Source organism: Herbaspirillum sp. BH-1 (assembly GCF_002870055.1).
Lineage (GTDB): Bacteria > Pseudomonadota > Gammaproteobacteria > Burkholderiales > Burkholderiaceae_D > Herbaspirillum > Herbaspirillum frisingense.
On the sequence record NZ_PKOI01000014.1, the window covers coordinates 67,665 to 81,880 of the forward strand.

15 protein-coding genes and 1 tRNA gene are annotated in these 14,216 nt (G+C 63.5%); 10 read left to right on the plus strand and 6 right to left on the minus strand.

What is annotated here, in order from left to right; all coding sequences use genetic code 11:
- The first annotated feature begins 67 nt into the window (after positions 1-67).
- The 4 genes from HBH1_RS17700 (at position 68) to HBH1_RS17715 (ending at position 3,576) form a co-directional block, all read left to right on the plus strand.
- A complete protein-coding gene (locus tag HBH1_RS17700; RefSeq protein WP_102663809.1) occupies positions 68-1,423 on the plus strand; it encodes a HAMP domain-containing histidine kinase in 1,356 nt (451 codons plus the stop codon).
- A 60-nt stretch (positions 1,424-1,483) separates the two neighbouring features.
- Positions 1,484-2,032 carry a response regulator transcription factor gene (locus HBH1_RS17705; protein ID WP_006712968.1) on the plus strand — a complete coding sequence of 183 codons (549 nt, stop codon included), beginning with the start codon at positions 1,484-1,486 and terminating at the stop codon, positions 2,030-2,032.
- Positions 2,033-2,128: 96 nt separating this feature from the next.
- The gene (locus tag HBH1_RS17710) at positions 2,129-2,908 is read left to right on the plus strand and encodes a TatD family hydrolase (protein ID WP_102663810.1); all 780 of its coding nucleotides are present in this window, start codon (positions 2,129-2,131) and stop codon (positions 2,906-2,908) included.
- Complete coding sequence (locus tag HBH1_RS17715; protein ID WP_006712964.1) at positions 2,905-3,576, plus strand: ankyrin repeat domain-containing protein; 672 nt, start codon at positions 2,905-2,907, stop codon at positions 3,574-3,576. The genes HBH1_RS17710 and HBH1_RS17715 overlap by 4 nt, the downstream gene beginning before the upstream one ends.
- Before the next feature lie 83 nt (positions 3,577-3,659).
- On the opposite strand, the gene HBH1_RS17720 is transcribed toward HBH1_RS17715, so the two are convergent.
- The 3 genes from HBH1_RS17720 to hpnD all read right to left on the minus strand — a co-directional run bounded on the left by HBH1_RS17720 (position 3,660) and on the right by hpnD (position 7,180).
- Positions 3,660-4,802, minus strand: coding sequence for an alpha-hydroxy acid oxidase (locus HBH1_RS17720; protein ID WP_102663811.1), 1,143 nt, complete (start codon positions 4,800-4,802; stop codon positions 3,660-3,662).
- Positions 4,803-4,996: 194 nt separating this feature from the next.
- Complete coding sequence (gene hpnE / locus HBH1_RS17725; RefSeq protein WP_102663812.1) at positions 4,997-6,328, minus strand: hydroxysqualene dehydroxylase HpnE; 1,332 nt, start codon at positions 6,326-6,328, stop codon at positions 4,997-4,999.
- An 18-nt stretch (positions 6,329-6,346) separates the two neighbouring features.
- Positions 6,347-7,180, minus strand: a complete 834-nt coding sequence (hpnD, locus tag HBH1_RS17730) for a presqualene diphosphate synthase HpnD (RefSeq protein ID WP_077236869.1) — start codon at positions 7,178-7,180, stop codon at positions 6,347-6,349.
- A gap of 326 nt (positions 7,181-7,506) precedes the next feature.
- On the opposite strand from hpnD, the gene HBH1_RS17735 reads away from it, so the two are divergent.
- Positions 7,507-8,346, plus strand: coding sequence for an HDOD domain-containing protein (locus tag HBH1_RS17735; RefSeq protein ID WP_077236870.1), 840 nt, complete (start codon positions 7,507-7,509; stop codon positions 8,344-8,346).
- A gap of 90 nt (positions 8,347-8,436) precedes the next feature.
- Here the strand turns inward: HBH1_RS17735 and hpnC are convergent, their stop codons facing one another.
- Complete coding sequence (hpnC, locus tag HBH1_RS17740; protein WP_102663813.1) at positions 8,437-9,246, minus strand: squalene synthase HpnC; 810 nt, start codon at positions 9,244-9,246, stop codon at positions 8,437-8,439.
- A gap of 36 nt (positions 9,247-9,282) precedes the next feature.
- Positions 9,283-9,567 carry a hypothetical protein gene (locus HBH1_RS17745; RefSeq protein ID WP_006463927.1) on the minus strand — a complete coding sequence of 95 codons (285 nt, stop codon included), beginning with the start codon at positions 9,565-9,567 and terminating at the stop codon, positions 9,283-9,285.
- Positions 9,568-9,774: 207 nt separating this feature from the next.
- On the opposite strand from HBH1_RS17745, the gene HBH1_RS17750 reads away from it, so the two are divergent.
- Complete coding sequence (locus HBH1_RS17750; RefSeq protein ID WP_077235385.1) at positions 9,775-10,524, plus strand: SDR family oxidoreductase; 750 nt, start codon at positions 9,775-9,777, stop codon at positions 10,522-10,524.
- A 111-nt stretch (positions 10,525-10,635) separates the two neighbouring features.
- On the opposite strand, the gene HBH1_RS17755 is transcribed toward HBH1_RS17750, so the two are convergent.
- Positions 10,636-10,722: transfer RNA gene (locus tag HBH1_RS17755), tRNA-Leu, on the minus strand.
- A 204-nt stretch (positions 10,723-10,926) separates the two neighbouring features.
- On the opposite strand from HBH1_RS17755, the gene HBH1_RS17760 reads away from it, so the two are divergent.
- From HBH1_RS17760 to clpP, 4 genes are all read left to right on the plus strand, one after another.
- Positions 10,927-11,121 carry a DUF1653 domain-containing protein gene (locus HBH1_RS17760; protein WP_102663814.1) on the plus strand — a complete coding sequence of 65 codons (195 nt, stop codon included), beginning with the start codon at positions 10,927-10,929 and terminating at the stop codon, positions 11,119-11,121.
- 132 nt (positions 11,122-11,253) lie between these two features.
- Positions 11,254-11,757, plus strand: a complete 504-nt coding sequence (locus HBH1_RS17765; protein ID WP_102663815.1) for a CreA family protein — start codon at positions 11,254-11,256, stop codon at positions 11,755-11,757.
- A gap of 274 nt (positions 11,758-12,031) precedes the next feature.
- Complete coding sequence (gene tig, locus HBH1_RS17770) at positions 12,032-13,381, plus strand: trigger factor (RefSeq protein WP_102663816.1); 1,350 nt, start codon at positions 12,032-12,034, stop codon at positions 13,379-13,381.
- 51 nt (positions 13,382-13,432) lie between these two features.
- The gene (gene clpP, locus HBH1_RS17775; protein WP_006463922.1) at positions 13,433-14,059 is read left to right on the plus strand and encodes an ATP-dependent Clp endopeptidase proteolytic subunit ClpP; all 627 of its coding nucleotides are present in this window, start codon (positions 13,433-13,435) and stop codon (positions 14,057-14,059) included.
- Positions 14,060-14,216 lie beyond the last annotated feature (157 nt).

The window sequence follows — 14,216 nt, forward strand, 5'->3', positions numbered from 1 at the left end:
CGGCTGAATGTCGAAGGCCGGGAGGCCCGAGGCCAGGCGTGCCCACCCAGCCCGTATAATTCCGGCCATGAATTCCCCGAGCTCCTTCCTGGCGGCGGCATCGCTGCCTGCCGATCCGCCGCAGCATCTGCTGCTGTCGCGCCTGTTCTGGCTGCGCTGGGCGATGGTGGCCGGCGAGCTGCTGGTGCTGGCAGGTGCCCACATCTGGCTGCATATCGCCTTGCCGATGTCGCCCTTGCTGGCGCTGATCCTGCTGCAGCTGCTCATCAATGGGGGAACCTGGCTGCGCATGCGCCGGGCGCGGCCGGCGGAGCAGGGTGAACTGTTCATGCAGCTGTGGCTGGATGTGGCGGTATTGACGGCCTTGCTGTATTTCTCGGGCGGCTCGACCAATCCCTTCGTGTCCTTCTACCTGCCGGCGCTGGCGGCCGGCGCGGCTACCCTCAGTTGGCCCTATGCCTTGCTGCTGGCGCTGTGCGCGCTGGGTGGCTATTCGGGGCTGGTGTATTTCTACGAGCCGCTACACATCCACGACCATGGCCAGGCCATGGCCTATCACCTGGCGGGGATGTGGATCAATTTCACGATCTCGGCATTGTTGATCACCTGGTTCGTCAGTCGCATCGCCGCTGCGGTGCGCTCGCGCGACCGGCAACTGGGCCAGGCCCGGGAGCGTCAACTGCAGAGCCATCGCATCCTGGCGCTGGGCACCCAGGCCGCCGGCGCGGCCCACGCACTCAATACGCCGTTGTCGACGGTGGCGGTGATCGCAGGGGAGTTGCGACGCGAGATGGCCGACAACCCCGCGCTGAGTGTCTATGACGAAGACCTGCGCATCGTCGAGGAACAGATCGCGGTCTGCAAGGCAGCGCTGGAGAGCATGCGCCTGGACGCCGATGCCCAGCTGCGCAACGAGGACAGCGCGGCCATCACGCCCTGGCTGACCAGCCTGCTGGAGGGCTGGCGCCTGCGTCACCCCGCCGTGCTGCTGGTGGCCGAGGTACACCAGCCGGGTTGGGTCGCCAGCCAGTTGCAGGACCTGTCGCAGATCCTCTTGACCCTGCTCGACAATGCCGCCCATGCGGTGCGTGGGCGGGGTCACCAGGGGGAGATCCGGCTGCGACTCATCTCCGCTGATGCTGGCGATGCCACCAAGCTCAGCGAAGCGCCATCGTCGCTTGGCGGGGCGTCAGCCAGGTCGGGCAAAAAGACGGCTATCATCGAGGTCTCCGACAATGGCAGCGGTATCGCGCCCGAGCTGCTCCAGCGCCTGGGTCATGGCCCGGTCGTCAGCAGTTCCGGCGGTTCGGGGATTGGTCTGATGCTGGCGTTTGCCAGTGCCACGCACCTGGGAGGCAAGCTGCGCCTGCGTTCCGTGCCGGGTGAGGGTACCGTGGCACAGTTGCGCTTCCCCTTGCGCTGAATGTTTTTGTTTCCTGTCTTGATCGACTGATGTGATGTTTCTTATATTGCAGGCTTTTTGATGAGTGCAGCTTTTCTGATTCTCGACGATAACGATGTCTTTGCCAGTACCCTGGCCAGGTCGCTGGCGCGTCGGGGTTTCCGCCCGACCGTGGCGCACAGTGGCGAGGAGGCGCTGGAAGCGGCGCGTCGTGAACGCTTCGACTACGCCACCATCGACCTGCAGCTGGAAAAGGATTCCGGCCTGCAGTGGGTGTCGCCGCTGCGTCAGGCCTTGCCGGAGGCCCGCCTGCTGGTGTTGACTGGCTACGCCAGCATCGCCACCACGGTGCAGGCGATCAAGTCGGGCGCCGACAACTACCTGGCCAAGCCGGCCAACGTCGATTCCATCCTCTCGGCGCTGAACCATGCCAGTGGCGGCGAGCGCACCGACGAACCGGTGCCGCCGATGGAAGAGGCGTCGCCGCTGTCGCTGGAAAGACTGGAGTGGGAACACATCCAGCGTGTGCTGGCCGAGCATGAGGGCAATGTCTCTTCCACCGCGCGGGCGCTGAACATGCACCGCCGCACCCTGCAGCGCAAGCTGGCCAAGCGGCCGGTGGCGCGCTGAGGGCGGGCGCCGGGCATGCCGGCGCGGCTGTAACCAAAGGTAAGCGGCGCGCGCTCAGGGGCGACATGCTGTCGGCATCGCTTTACAATAGCGGCCATGTATATCGATTCCCATTGCCACATCAATTTTCCCGACCTGGCGGCGCGCTTGCCGGAGATCTTCGGCAAGATGGCCGAAAACGAGGTAAGCCACGCCCTGTGCGTGTCGGTCGATCTGCCTGATTTTCCGCAGGTATTGGCCCTGGCCGAGCAGTATCCCAACGTCTACGCCTCGGTGGGCGTGCATCCGGACTACGAAGACACGCCGGAGCCCTCGGTGGAGCAGCTGGTGGCGCTGGCCGACCATCCGCGCATCGTCGCCATCGGCGAGACCGGGCTGGATTACTACCGCCTGCAGGGTGACCTGGAATGGCAGCGCGAGCGCTTCCGCACCCATATCCGCGCCTCGCGCGCCACGGGCAAGCCCCTGATCATCCATACCCGTTCGGCGTCCGAGGACACCATCCGCATCCTGCGCGAAGAAGGCGCCAGCCCGGCGGCCGGTGGTGCGGCGGGCGTCATGCATTGCTTCACGGAATCGCAGGAAGTGGCCGATGCGGCCATCGAACTGGGTTTCTATATCTCGTTTTCGGGCATCGTCACCTTCAAGTCCGCCAAGGACCTGCAACAGGTAGCGCGCACCATTCCGCTGGAACGCATGCTCATCGAGACCGATTCGCCCTACCTGGCACCGGTGCCGTTTCGCGGCAAGACCAATGAGCCCGGCTATGTACGCCACGTCGGCGAATTCATCGCCGACCTGCGCGGCATCCCGGTGGCCGAGGTGGCACGCCAGACCTCTGATAATTTCTTCAAGCTGTTCGGAATCACACCATGACCTTGCTGGAAAAGCTGCGTTCCCGCTGGCGCGGGCTGGGCCGCATCGTGCTCTACACCTCGCTGTTGTTGCCGGGCGCGGCCCGGGCGGGTGCCTATGAAGAATACTTCCAGGCCATCCGCATGGATAACGTGTACTTCCTCAAGCAACTGATGCAGCGTGGCATGGGCCCCAACCTGATCGAGCCCAAGCGCGGCTACACCGGCCTGATGCTGTCCATCCGCGAAGACTCGATGAAGGCCTTCGAGGTGCTGGTCAATGCACCGGACGTCAACCTGGAGGCCCAGGCCACCAATGGCGACACGCCGCTGATGCTGGCCTCCTTCTACGGCAACATACCGGTGGTCAAGCTGTTGCTTTCGCGCGAGGTGGAAGTCAATCGTCCGGGTTGGACGGCATTGCACTATGCGGCCATCAACGGCAGCTCGGAGATCGTCAAGCTCTTGTTGGATGCCTCGGCCTACGTGGATGCCGAATCGCCCGACGACAAGATGACGCCGGTGATGCTCGCCGCCATGCGCGGACGGGTAGCGGCAGTCGAGGTGCTGCGTGACAATGGCGCTGACCTGACGCTGAAGAACAAGGATGGTCTCACCGCCATGGACCTGGCCCGGCGCTACGGCCAGGAGGGCGTGATCGATGCCCTGAACGAAAAGCCGCGCCAGTAGCAGCAGGCTGATCCCGCAGAGTAAAAAAAACGTCCCGGCCACCTTGCGGTGGGCCGGGACGTTTTCTTTATGGGATGGGGGCTTTAGCGGATCAGGATCTGCGGGCCGACATCCTTGATGTCCTTGGTGCCGGTGAGGGCCATGCTGACATCGAGCTCCTTGCGCATGATTTCCAGCATCTGCGAGACGCCGTCGCCACCCATGGCGCCCAGGCTGTAGAGGAAGGCACGGCCGATCATGGTGCCGCGCGCGCCCAGGGCCACCGCCTTGAGCACGTCCTGACCGGAACGGATGCCGCCGTCGAACCAGACTTCGATCTGGTCACCCACGGCTTCGGCGATGGCCGGCAGGGCTTCGATGGAGGACATCGCGCCATCCAGCTGGCGGCCACCGTGGTTGGAGACGACGATGGCGTCGGCCCCGGTCTGCACGGCCAGCCTGGCATCTTCCACGTCGAGGATGCCCTTGAGAATCAGCTTGCCGCCCCATTGCTCCTTGATCCAGGCCACGTCGTCCCAGTTCAGGGTGGGGTCGAACTGGCTGGCGGTCCACTTGGAGAGGGTCTGCACGCCGCCGGCGCCTTCACCGCCCTTGATGTGGCCGGCCAGGTTGCCGAAGGTCTTGCGGCCGCCCAGCGCACGCAGCGCCCAGCCGGGCTTGCTGGCCAGGTCGAGCAGGGTTTCCAGGGTCAGCTTGGGCGGGACTGACATGCCGTTCTTGAGGTCCTTGTGGCGCTGGCCGAGGATCTGCAGGTCCAGCGTGAGCACCAGTGCCGAGCACTTGGCAGCCTTGGCGCGATCGATCAGCGATTTCACGAAGCCACGGTCGCGCATCACGTAGAGCTGGAACCAGAACGGCTTGGTGGTGACGCTGGCGACGTCCTCGATGGAGCAGATGCTCATGGTGGACAGGGTGAAGGGGATGCCGAACTTCTCGGCCGCGATCGCGCCCAGCATCTCGCCATTGGCCCACTGCATGCCGGTCAGGCCGGTGGGGGCGATGGCCACGGGCATGCTGACATCGTGGCTGATCATGGTGGTGCGGGTGCTGCGTTCGTCGACATTGATGGCCACGCGCTGGCGCAGCTTGAGCGAGGCCAGGTCCTTGGTGTTGGCGCGATAGGTGCTCTCGGTATAGGAGCCGCTGTCGGCGTAGTCGTAGAAGGCCTTGGGGACACGTTTCTTGGCCAGCAGGCGGAAGTCTTCGATACAGGTCATGACCGGCATATTGTTTTCTCCGTAATTTATTCAACGCGGCTTGGCGCCGCCGGGCGATGGTGGTGCAGACACGAACCGGAATCGGGACTGCTGATGCGTAATGCAGATGGACCGCTATCGTAGTGCATCGCCGGCATGGATGGGGTGAATCCCTTTGCCGTCATCCATGAAAATTTTAGGGACGGCCAGCCGCTGCGGGCGGTCTAGCCCGCCAGCAGCCGGGCCGCTGCACCGCCGCTACGCACCGCGCCTTCCAGCGTGGCGGGATAGTCGCCGGCCACGTAGTCGCCGGCCAGCGCCAGTCCGGCTGGCATGGCGGTGTTGTCGGGCCGTTGCAGTCCGGGGGTACAGGCGAAGGTGGCGCGCTTTTCGGTGATGACCTTGCTCCATTGGGGCGTGGCCAGGGCCGGCTGGCCGAAGTCTTGCGCCAATTGGCGGGTGATGCCCGCCGTCAGGGTGGCATGACCGTCGGCGATGGCCTGCCCGGCGGCACTGACCACCACGGCCAGCAGGCCCGGGTCGCCGCCCAGTTGCCCACGGTCGAAGACGAACTGACCCCAGGCCTGGCGCTCCGGCGCGTCCAGCAAGGCCAGGAAGGGCGCCGGCAGGCGCACCTGCTCGCCATACTGCAGATAGCAGGTGGTGATGGGTTCGTGCTCCAGGGCTTGCAGCAGGTGGGTATCGTGCAGGCCCTCCAGCAGTTGTGCGGCAGCCTCGGGGCCGGTGGCCAGTACCACGCCGGAGAATTCGCCCAGGCTTTCGCCCAGGCGGTCTTCCAGGCGCCAGCTGCCTGGCTCGCTGCCCGTCAGCAGGTGCGTGACCGCCACGCCCGGTCGCACCAGCCCACCGTGGCGGGCCAGGTAGGCTTCGGTGGCATCGGGCAGCAGGGCGCCCAGGTCCCGGCGCGGGATCAGCATGTCGGAAGCGGCCCGGCGTGCGCCCAGGCTATCGCGCAGCACGTTCAGGAATACCTGCGCCGAAGCCCGTTCGGGGGGCGTATTCAGGGCGGCGATGCACAGCGGGCGCCACATCAGGCGGGTGACGCGGTCAGTCTGGTCGAAGCGCTGCAGGAGGTCGGCCACGCTGCAATCCTCGTGCAATTGCCAGCCCATCCAGCGTGCCGTGGTGGAAAAGCGGGCCAAGGCCATCTTGTCCTCGCGCGCCAGTCCCTTGGCGCGCAGCAGGGCCACGGCCACATGCCAGGGCGCGGGCAGGCGTGGTGCGACGAAGTCCATGCCGTCGGCCTGGTTGGCCAGCGGGTAGCGCATCTGCAGGGGGAGGCGCAGCAGCGCCGTGGCCGGATCGACGCCGACCTGCTTCATCAGGGCCAGGGTGGCGCGGTAGGCGCCCAGCAGGATGTGCTGGCCGTTATCCAGGGTCCGGCCATCGAGTTCGAGGCGGCGCGCCCGGCCACCCAGGGTGCGGGCAGCTTCGAACAGGCTGACCCGGTGCCCGCCGCCGGCCAGCGCCACGGCGGCGGCGCAACCGGCCCAGCCGGCACCGATCACGGCGTAGTGGCGCGGGGCGTCGCTCATGCCGTCGTAGTGCGGCGATCAGCCGAAGACATAGGTCTTCCAGGCCAGCCACAGCTTGCGGATGGGGGTGAGCGAGATGCGCTGGTTGAGCACGTGATAGCCATCGCGGGTGATCTCGTCGAGCAGGGTGCGGTAGATGGCGGCCATCATCAGGCCGGGGCGCTGGGCGCGCCGGTCTTCTTTGGGCAGCAGGGCGAAGGCTTCGTCGTAGACCGCCTGGGCACGTTCCACCTGGAATTTCATGAGCGCCTCGAAACGCTCACTGTGGCGGGCGTTGAGGATGTCGGCGGCGGTGACGTTGAATTGCTGCAGTTCGTTGACCGGCAGGTAGATGCGGCCCTTGCGGCCATCCTCGCCGACGTCGCGGATGATATTGGTGAGCTGGAAGGCCAGCCCCAGTTTTTCGGCGAAGAGCAGGGTGCCGGGCTGGGTGTGGCCGAAGATGCTGGCCGAGAGCACACCCACCACACCGGCCACGTGCCAGCAATAGCGCTGCAGGCCGGGATAGTCGAGGTAGCGGCTCTGGTCGAGGTCCATTTCCATGCCATCGATGATGGCCTGCAGGTGTTCGCCCTTGAGCTGGTAGGTGGCCACGTGGGGATGCAGGGCCTTGGTCACCGGGTGGGTGGGCTGGCCTTCCAGCATGGCGGCGATTTCCTTGCGCCACCACATCAGCTTGGTGCGCGCCACCATGGGATCTTCGATTTCATCGACGGTATCGTCGACTTCGCGGCAAAAGGCATACAGCGCCGTGATCGCCAGCCGGCGTTGCGGCGGCAGGAACAGGAAGCTGTAATAGAAACTGGAACCGCTGGCGGCGGCCTTCTGCTGGCAGTATTCGTCTGGAGACATGGATGCGTGGCTGCGGTTGATGCGGGCCGCAAACGCGCCATTGAGGCCGGTTGCGGCAAAGGCGCTATGCTAGCCGAGTGCGCCCGGCAGGGCAAATCGGGCTTTGCTCATTGGGCATGTACATTGGGCATGTATTGCGGCGCCTGACGTTGTCCTTTAAGCTCAAGCCGATGTCATCCGGAAAATAAATTCACATAACATCAAATCCGGATGAATTTTGCCGATAATGGACAGGAAGCACTGCCCGCCGCAACGGCAGGACAGCTGCGGCGCAGCAAAAGTCACCCCGAGCGGGACTGGACGACGTACAGGAGGCTGGAGACATCATGGACAGACTGGAAATCTTTCGTAATATCGCCTCGCAGGCCGGACGGGGGGAGCTGGTGTTCCCGGCCAACGTCAGCGCGTCGATCAAGCTGCAGAAGGCCCTGGCCGACCCCGATTGTCACCTGGAGCTGGCGGCCAAGCTGGTGATGGCCGAGCCGCTGGTGTCGGCGCGGACGGTGGCCATCGCCAATTCGGCGGCCTACAACCGTTCCGGCGGGGAAATCAACAACGTGCGGGCGGCGGTGATGCGCCTGGGGTTCCGTACCCTCAATACCATCACCACCTCGGTGATCGTGCGCCAGCTGGGCCGTACCATCAATAACCCGGGCATGCGCATCAAGTCCGCGCAGCTGTGGGAGCACTGCGCCCATGTGGCCGCCACGGCCTATGTGCTGACCTCCAAGCTGACCAAGGCTGACCCGGAGACGGCGATGTTTGCCGGCATCGTGCACGAGGTCGGGGGCTTCTACCTGTTGTCGCGGACCGATGATTACCCGGGCCTGCTCGACGGTGGTACCGAGGACTGGATGGAATACGGCGAAAAGATGATCGGCCGCGCCGTGCTCAAGAAGCTGGGCGTGCCGCAGCCGGTGGTGGATGCCATCGAATCGCTGTGGCATGGCGTGCGGGTGCTGCCGCCGCAGACCATCGGCGACGTGCTGCTGTTGGCCAAGGAGCTCTCGCCGGTGCCCTCACCCCTGCAGCGCGCGGCCGTGGCCGAAGCCGGCATCGGCGGCGAGAACCTGGTGGATGACTACATCGGCGATCAATCGCTGCGCGAGATGCTGGATGATTCGGAAGAGCAGATCCGTACCTTGACGGCAGCGCTGCTGGTCTGAATCGATCGTCGTTGTTGCATACCCTCTACGGGTGTGGATGCCGAGCCCCACAAGCCCCGCGCCGTGGGGCTTTTTCATGTCCGGCCGCAGCTATCTGGTCAGCCCGCGCCAGCCGACGATCAGCCAGTCGCGCTTGCCCAGCCTGGGGCGCTGCCTGAAGACATCCCCCTGCACGCGTTCGATGCGCTCCAGGATGCGCAGGCCGCCTTGCACCACCATGCGCAGTTCCAGTCCGATGCGCCCCGGCAGTCGGCGCGCCAGCGGTGCGCCGGACAGCATCAGGTCGCGTGCGCGCATGATCTCGAACTGCATGAGTTGCTGCCAGCGTGGTGCGCTACAGCCGTCGGCGATGTCCTGCGGGCTCACGCCGAAGCGCGCCAGGTCTTCCAGGGGGAGGTAGATGCGCTCCTTTTCCCAATCGATGGCGACGTCTTGCCAGAAATTGATCAATTGCAGGGCGCTGCAGATGGCGTCCGAATCGCGCAGGTTCTCTTCAGTTGCTGCGCCGTAGAGGTGAAGCATCAGCGTGCCCACCGGATTGGCGGAGCGGCGGCAGTAATCCAGCAAGTCCTCGTAGCGGGCGTAGCGGGTGGTCACCACATCCTGGCGGAAGGCCGAGAGCAGGTCACGGAACGGCTGCAGCGGCAGCGCATGGTCGGCGACGGTCTGCTGCAGGCGCTGGAAGATCGGCTTGGTGCAGCGGCTGCCGGCGGCGATCAGGTCCAGTTGTGCTTCGTAGGCCTGCAGGGCCGCCAGCCGCTGCGCCGGTTCGGCGTCGCCTTCATCGGCGATATCGTCGGCGCTGCGGGCGAAGGCATAGATTGCCCCCACCGCCGGGCGCAGGTGCGCCGGCAGCAGCAGCGAGGCCACGGGGAAGTTCTCGTAATGGTCGACGGCCATGAGGGGAGCGGGCGTGCTGAGAGTGTGTGGGGGGGCTCAGTCGAACTTGTCCTTGAGCAGCGCCTCGATGGTGGCGATGCGGGTTTCCACGGTCTCCAGCAGGGCCTTGGGCATGGTGCCACCGGCATTGAGTTGCGCGGCCAGCGAGCGGGCGATGCCCATGGCACCTTCGGTGAACTGCTTGCCATCCTTGGACAGCACGGCTGCGGCCGTGAAGAGAGTGGAGAACAGGATCTGGTCGGCGGTGTTGTTCTCGATGAACTTGTTCAGCAGCGCATTGTGGCTTTGCTTGAGTGCGTCGAATTCTTCCTGGGTGGGCATGGGAGATCCTCGGAGGTTGGGGCTGGACGGTGGGCGGTCTCAAACGGACGTGCGCCCTGCAAAGGCGCGGATTGTAGCAGCTATGGGGGGATGTGGCTTCGCCGGTCGGGCGGTCGGCCGGTCGATTTCGATAGCAAGAAATCGAGTGGCGCCGAGCGGCAAGCCCCATAGAGTGCGGTGTCCGATGACAACAGAAGGAGAAACACCATGGCTCTACTGGAAGGAAAGGTCGCGCTCGTCACTGGGGCGTCAGCCGGGATCGGCAGGGCGACTGCCTTGCTATTGGCCGCGCAGGGCGCGTCGGTGATCCTGAATGCGAGGAACCGGGAAGGCCTGGAGCAGCTTGCGGCCACCATCAGCAGTAGTGGCGGCAAGGCAGGCGTGCTGGCAGGAGACGTCGGGCAGCCCGCAACCCACCAGCAGTGCGTGGAGCTTGCCATGAAGGAGTTCGGCGGGCTGGACATCGCCGTCAACAATGCTGGGGCACTGGGAGCGCTCAAGCCGCTTGCGGAGATCACCCCGGATGAGTGGCAACATACCCTGCATGCCAATCTCACCGCTGCCTATCTCGGCGCGCGCAGCCAGATCCCGGCCATGCTGGCGCGTGGTGGGGGCGCCATCGTGTTCACCTCCAGCTTTGTGGGGACCAGTGCAGGCATTGCCGGCATGGCGGCCTATGGCGCGGCAAAGGCCGGACTGATGGGGCTGGTCAAGGGCATTGCTGCCGACTATGCGGTGCAGGGGATACGGGCCAATGCCTTGCTGCCTGGTGGCGTCGATACCGACATGGGCGGCAGCCCGGAGCAGAAGCAGTGGGCTGCCGGCCTGCATGCGATGAAGCGGATCGCGCAACCGGAAGAGATCGCTGCAGCGGCACTGTTTCTGGTCAGTCCGATGTCCAGTTTCGTGACGGGCGCGGCGCTGTTTGCGGATGGGGGAAACAGTGCGGTGAAGTGATGTGGCAGCAGGGCTGTGCTATCTGCTTGCGGGGGTGTTGGGGACACGATCGGCCTGCCCGACGGGATGGTGATCCTGTCGTGTCGGGCCGATGGTGGCGCTGCGTGATTCTGGTGCGAGGAGGGGGACTCGAACCCCCACACCATTGCTGGCGTCAGGACCTAAACCTGGTGCGTCTACCAATTTCGCCATCCTCGCTGAAGGTGTCGGGCATCGGCGCGATAGCAGTCTGGAAGCAGGTTTGCCGCAGATTTGCCGCTACCGATGCAGGTAGCATTTTGTCAAAGCGCGCCATTGTACTGCAAGCCGTTGCAGCTGTCTGCGTTTTTCTGCGCGGACATTTTCTGCTGCGAATCCATCGGTAGTACCATGCCGGCTGGCTTATCACGGACCGGGAGTTGCATGACACGCTATCGTCATTACAAGGGCGGCATTTACGAATATGTCGATGAGGCCATTCTGGAAGCTGATCTGACGCCCATGATCATTTATCGTGCGGCAGATGGGCGCTTGTGGCTGCGCCCGCGCGAGGTGTTCTTCGAGATGGTGGAGGTGGAGGGCAAGCAGGTGCCGCGCTTTCAGAAGATCGGGGAATGAGGCAAGGCCGGCGTCTGCATGGCAAAGACGATGCAAAGCTGTGTCGCGGAGCGGCGGAGCTGAACAATGCTCGGCGTTGACGGTCTATTTGCAGAACCTTCCCTTAACTTATTCAGCTTTTCATCATTTCATATGAATCTTCAAGTATGCCTGCGGGCTGGGGTGGCCTTTTCCGCGGCTCTTCTCGCTGTTGCTGTTGCTCCGCCGGCTTCGGCGGAAGAGCTGGCCGATGTCAGCACGGCTTTCCGCTGGCTGGGCAAGAATGACCGCGTGGTTATCGAGGCCTATGACGACCCGAAGGTGGTCGGCGTAACCTGCTATGTCTCACGCGCCCGCACCGGTGGCGTGAAGGGAACGGTGGGACTGGCGGAAGACAAGTCCGAGGCCTCCATCGCCTGCCGCCAGGTGGCGCCCAGCGTGCAGTTCCAGGACAAGCTGCCGGTACAGGAGGACGTCTTCAGCGAGCGCATGTCCATCCTCTTCAAGCGTCTGCACGTGGTGCGGGTGGTGGATGCCAAGCGCAATACGCTGGTCTATCTGACCTATTCCGACAAGCTCATCGATGGCAGTCCGATGAACGCCGTGACGGCCGTGCCGGTGTCGCCGTCCACTCCGATTCCACTGAAACAGAAATAATTCGCTAAATTCTTTATAGATGGGCGCAGCGGCAGCGCGAGCCGGTATGGTCGGCTGCATCGTAGCCCGCCTGCAGGCTGGTCGGACGGGCTGTGGCCCGGTTTTTCTCCTGTTTGCAGGGTGGCAAGCCCATTTTTGGACTATCGGCGCTTTTTGCGTATAAAATAGCGAGCTTTAGCGCGGCCGGGCAGGGCGCTTGTCGTCTGCAGTCATTCGATTGGGACACAGCAGGAATGCTCCGGCTTACGGAATTCTTAACATTTGGACGATTTAAATGGCAACTGCAGTCGAAACCCTGAGCAAACTCGAACGTCGTATGACCCTGTCTTTCCCGCTGGCCGATGTTCAGGCTGAAGTGGAAAAGCGCCTGAAGGTGCGCGCCCGTACCGCCAAGGCGCCGGGTTTCCGTCCGGGTAAAGTGCCGATGAAGATGGTTGCCGCCCAGTTCGGCTACCAGGTCGAAACCGAAGTCCTGAACGACAAGGTTGGCCGCGCATTCAACGACGCCGCCGTCGAGAACAACCTGCGCGTGGCCGGTTTCCCCCGTATCGAACCCAAGACCAGCGAAGAAGCCGGCGAAGGCAAGCTGGCCTTCGACGCCACTTTTGAAGTCTATCCGGAAGTCACCCTGGGCGACCTGACCGGCGCTGAAGTCGAGAAGACCACCGCTGCGGTCTCCGACGCCGAAATCGACAAGACCATCGACATCCTGCGCAAGCAGCGCGTGCACTACCACGTCAAGGGCGAGCAAGGCGCGCACGGCGACGGTGGTGCCGACCAGTCGGCCCAGAACGGCGACCGCGTGACCGTGGACTTCGTCGGCAAGATCGACGGCGTGGAATTCCAGGGCGGCAAGGCCGATGCCTTCCCGTTCGTCTTGGGCGAAGGCCGCATGCTGCCGGAATTCGAAGCTGCGACCATCGGCCTGAAGGTCGGCGAATCCAAGACCTTCCCGCTGGCTTTCCCCGAGGACTATCACGGCAAGGACGTGGCCGGCAAGACCGCCGAGTTCACCATCACCGTCAAGCAGATCGAATGGGCGCACATGCCTGAAGTCGATGCAGTCTTCGCCCAATCCCTGGGTATCGAAGACGGCGATCTGACCAAGATGCGCGAAGACATCAAGAAGAACCTGGAGCGCGAAGTCACTGCCCGCACCAAGGCCAAGACCAAGGACAGCGTGATGAACGCCCTGATCAAGGCTTCCGAACTGGACGTGCCGACCGCCCTGATCGACCAGGACGTCGAGCGTCTGTCCGAAATGGCACGTCAGGACATGGCCCAGCGCGGCATGGACCCGAAGGTCATGCAACTGCCCAAGGAACTGTTCACTGCCCAGGCCGAGCGTCGCGTGCGCCTGGGTCTGATCCTGGCTGAAGTGGTCAAGCAGAACAAGCTGGAAGCCACCGAAGAACAGGTCAAGGCCCAGATCGAAGACTTCGCCCAGAGCTACGAAGATCCGCAGCAAGTGCTGAAGTACTACTTCTCCGATCGTCGTCGCCTGGCTGAAGTCGAAGCCCTTGTTTTGGAAGAAAACGTCGTCAACTACGTTCTCGGCAAAGCCAAGGTCTCGGAAAAGCCGGTTTCGTTCGACGAACTGATGGGTAATCAGGCGCAAGCGTAATCCGGTTTTCTCTAGTAGTATCAGAAAACTCTTACGCTTAAGGATGCATACATGACAGGTCTGATGAAGCAATCTGCATTGGATACGCAAATGCTCGGCATGGTGCCGATGGTGATCGAACAGAGCGGTCGTGGGGAACGTGCCTACGACATCTATTCGCGCCTGCTGAAGGAACGCATCATTTTCCTGGTCGGACCGGTCAATGATGCGATGGCCAACCTGATCGTGGCCCAGCTGCTGTTCCTGGAAAGCGAAAACCCGGACAAGGACATTTCCCTGTACATCAACTCGCCTGGCGGTTCGGTTTCGGCCGGCATGGCGATCTTCGACACCATGCAGTTCATCAAGCCGCAGGTGTCGACCTTGTGCACGGGTCTGGCTGCCTCCATGGGCGCTTTCCTGCTGGCCGCTGGCGCCAAGGGCAAGCGTTTCTCGCTGCCGAACTCTCGCATCATGATCCACCAGCCTCTGGGCGGCGCCCAGGGCCAGGCATCGGATATCGAGATCCAGGCACGTGAAATCCTGTACCTGCGCGAGCGCCTCAACAGCATCCTCGCTGACAAGACCGGCCGTAGCGTCGAACAGATCAGCAAGGACACCGATCGCGACAACTTCATGTCGGCTGACGCCGCCGTGGAATATGGCCTGATCGATAAGGTGCTGACCGAGCGCGCTTGATCTGCATCTTCTTGCTTCAGTGCAAGGCCGCGAAAAATGCCCGAACGGAATATGTTCGGGCATTTTTTTTATCAAATTTTGACGAATTTGGCACAGAGCGGGTTTTCTGCTTCTGTTTGCTTGATAAATGGCACTCTCGCTGACATATAACGGTCAT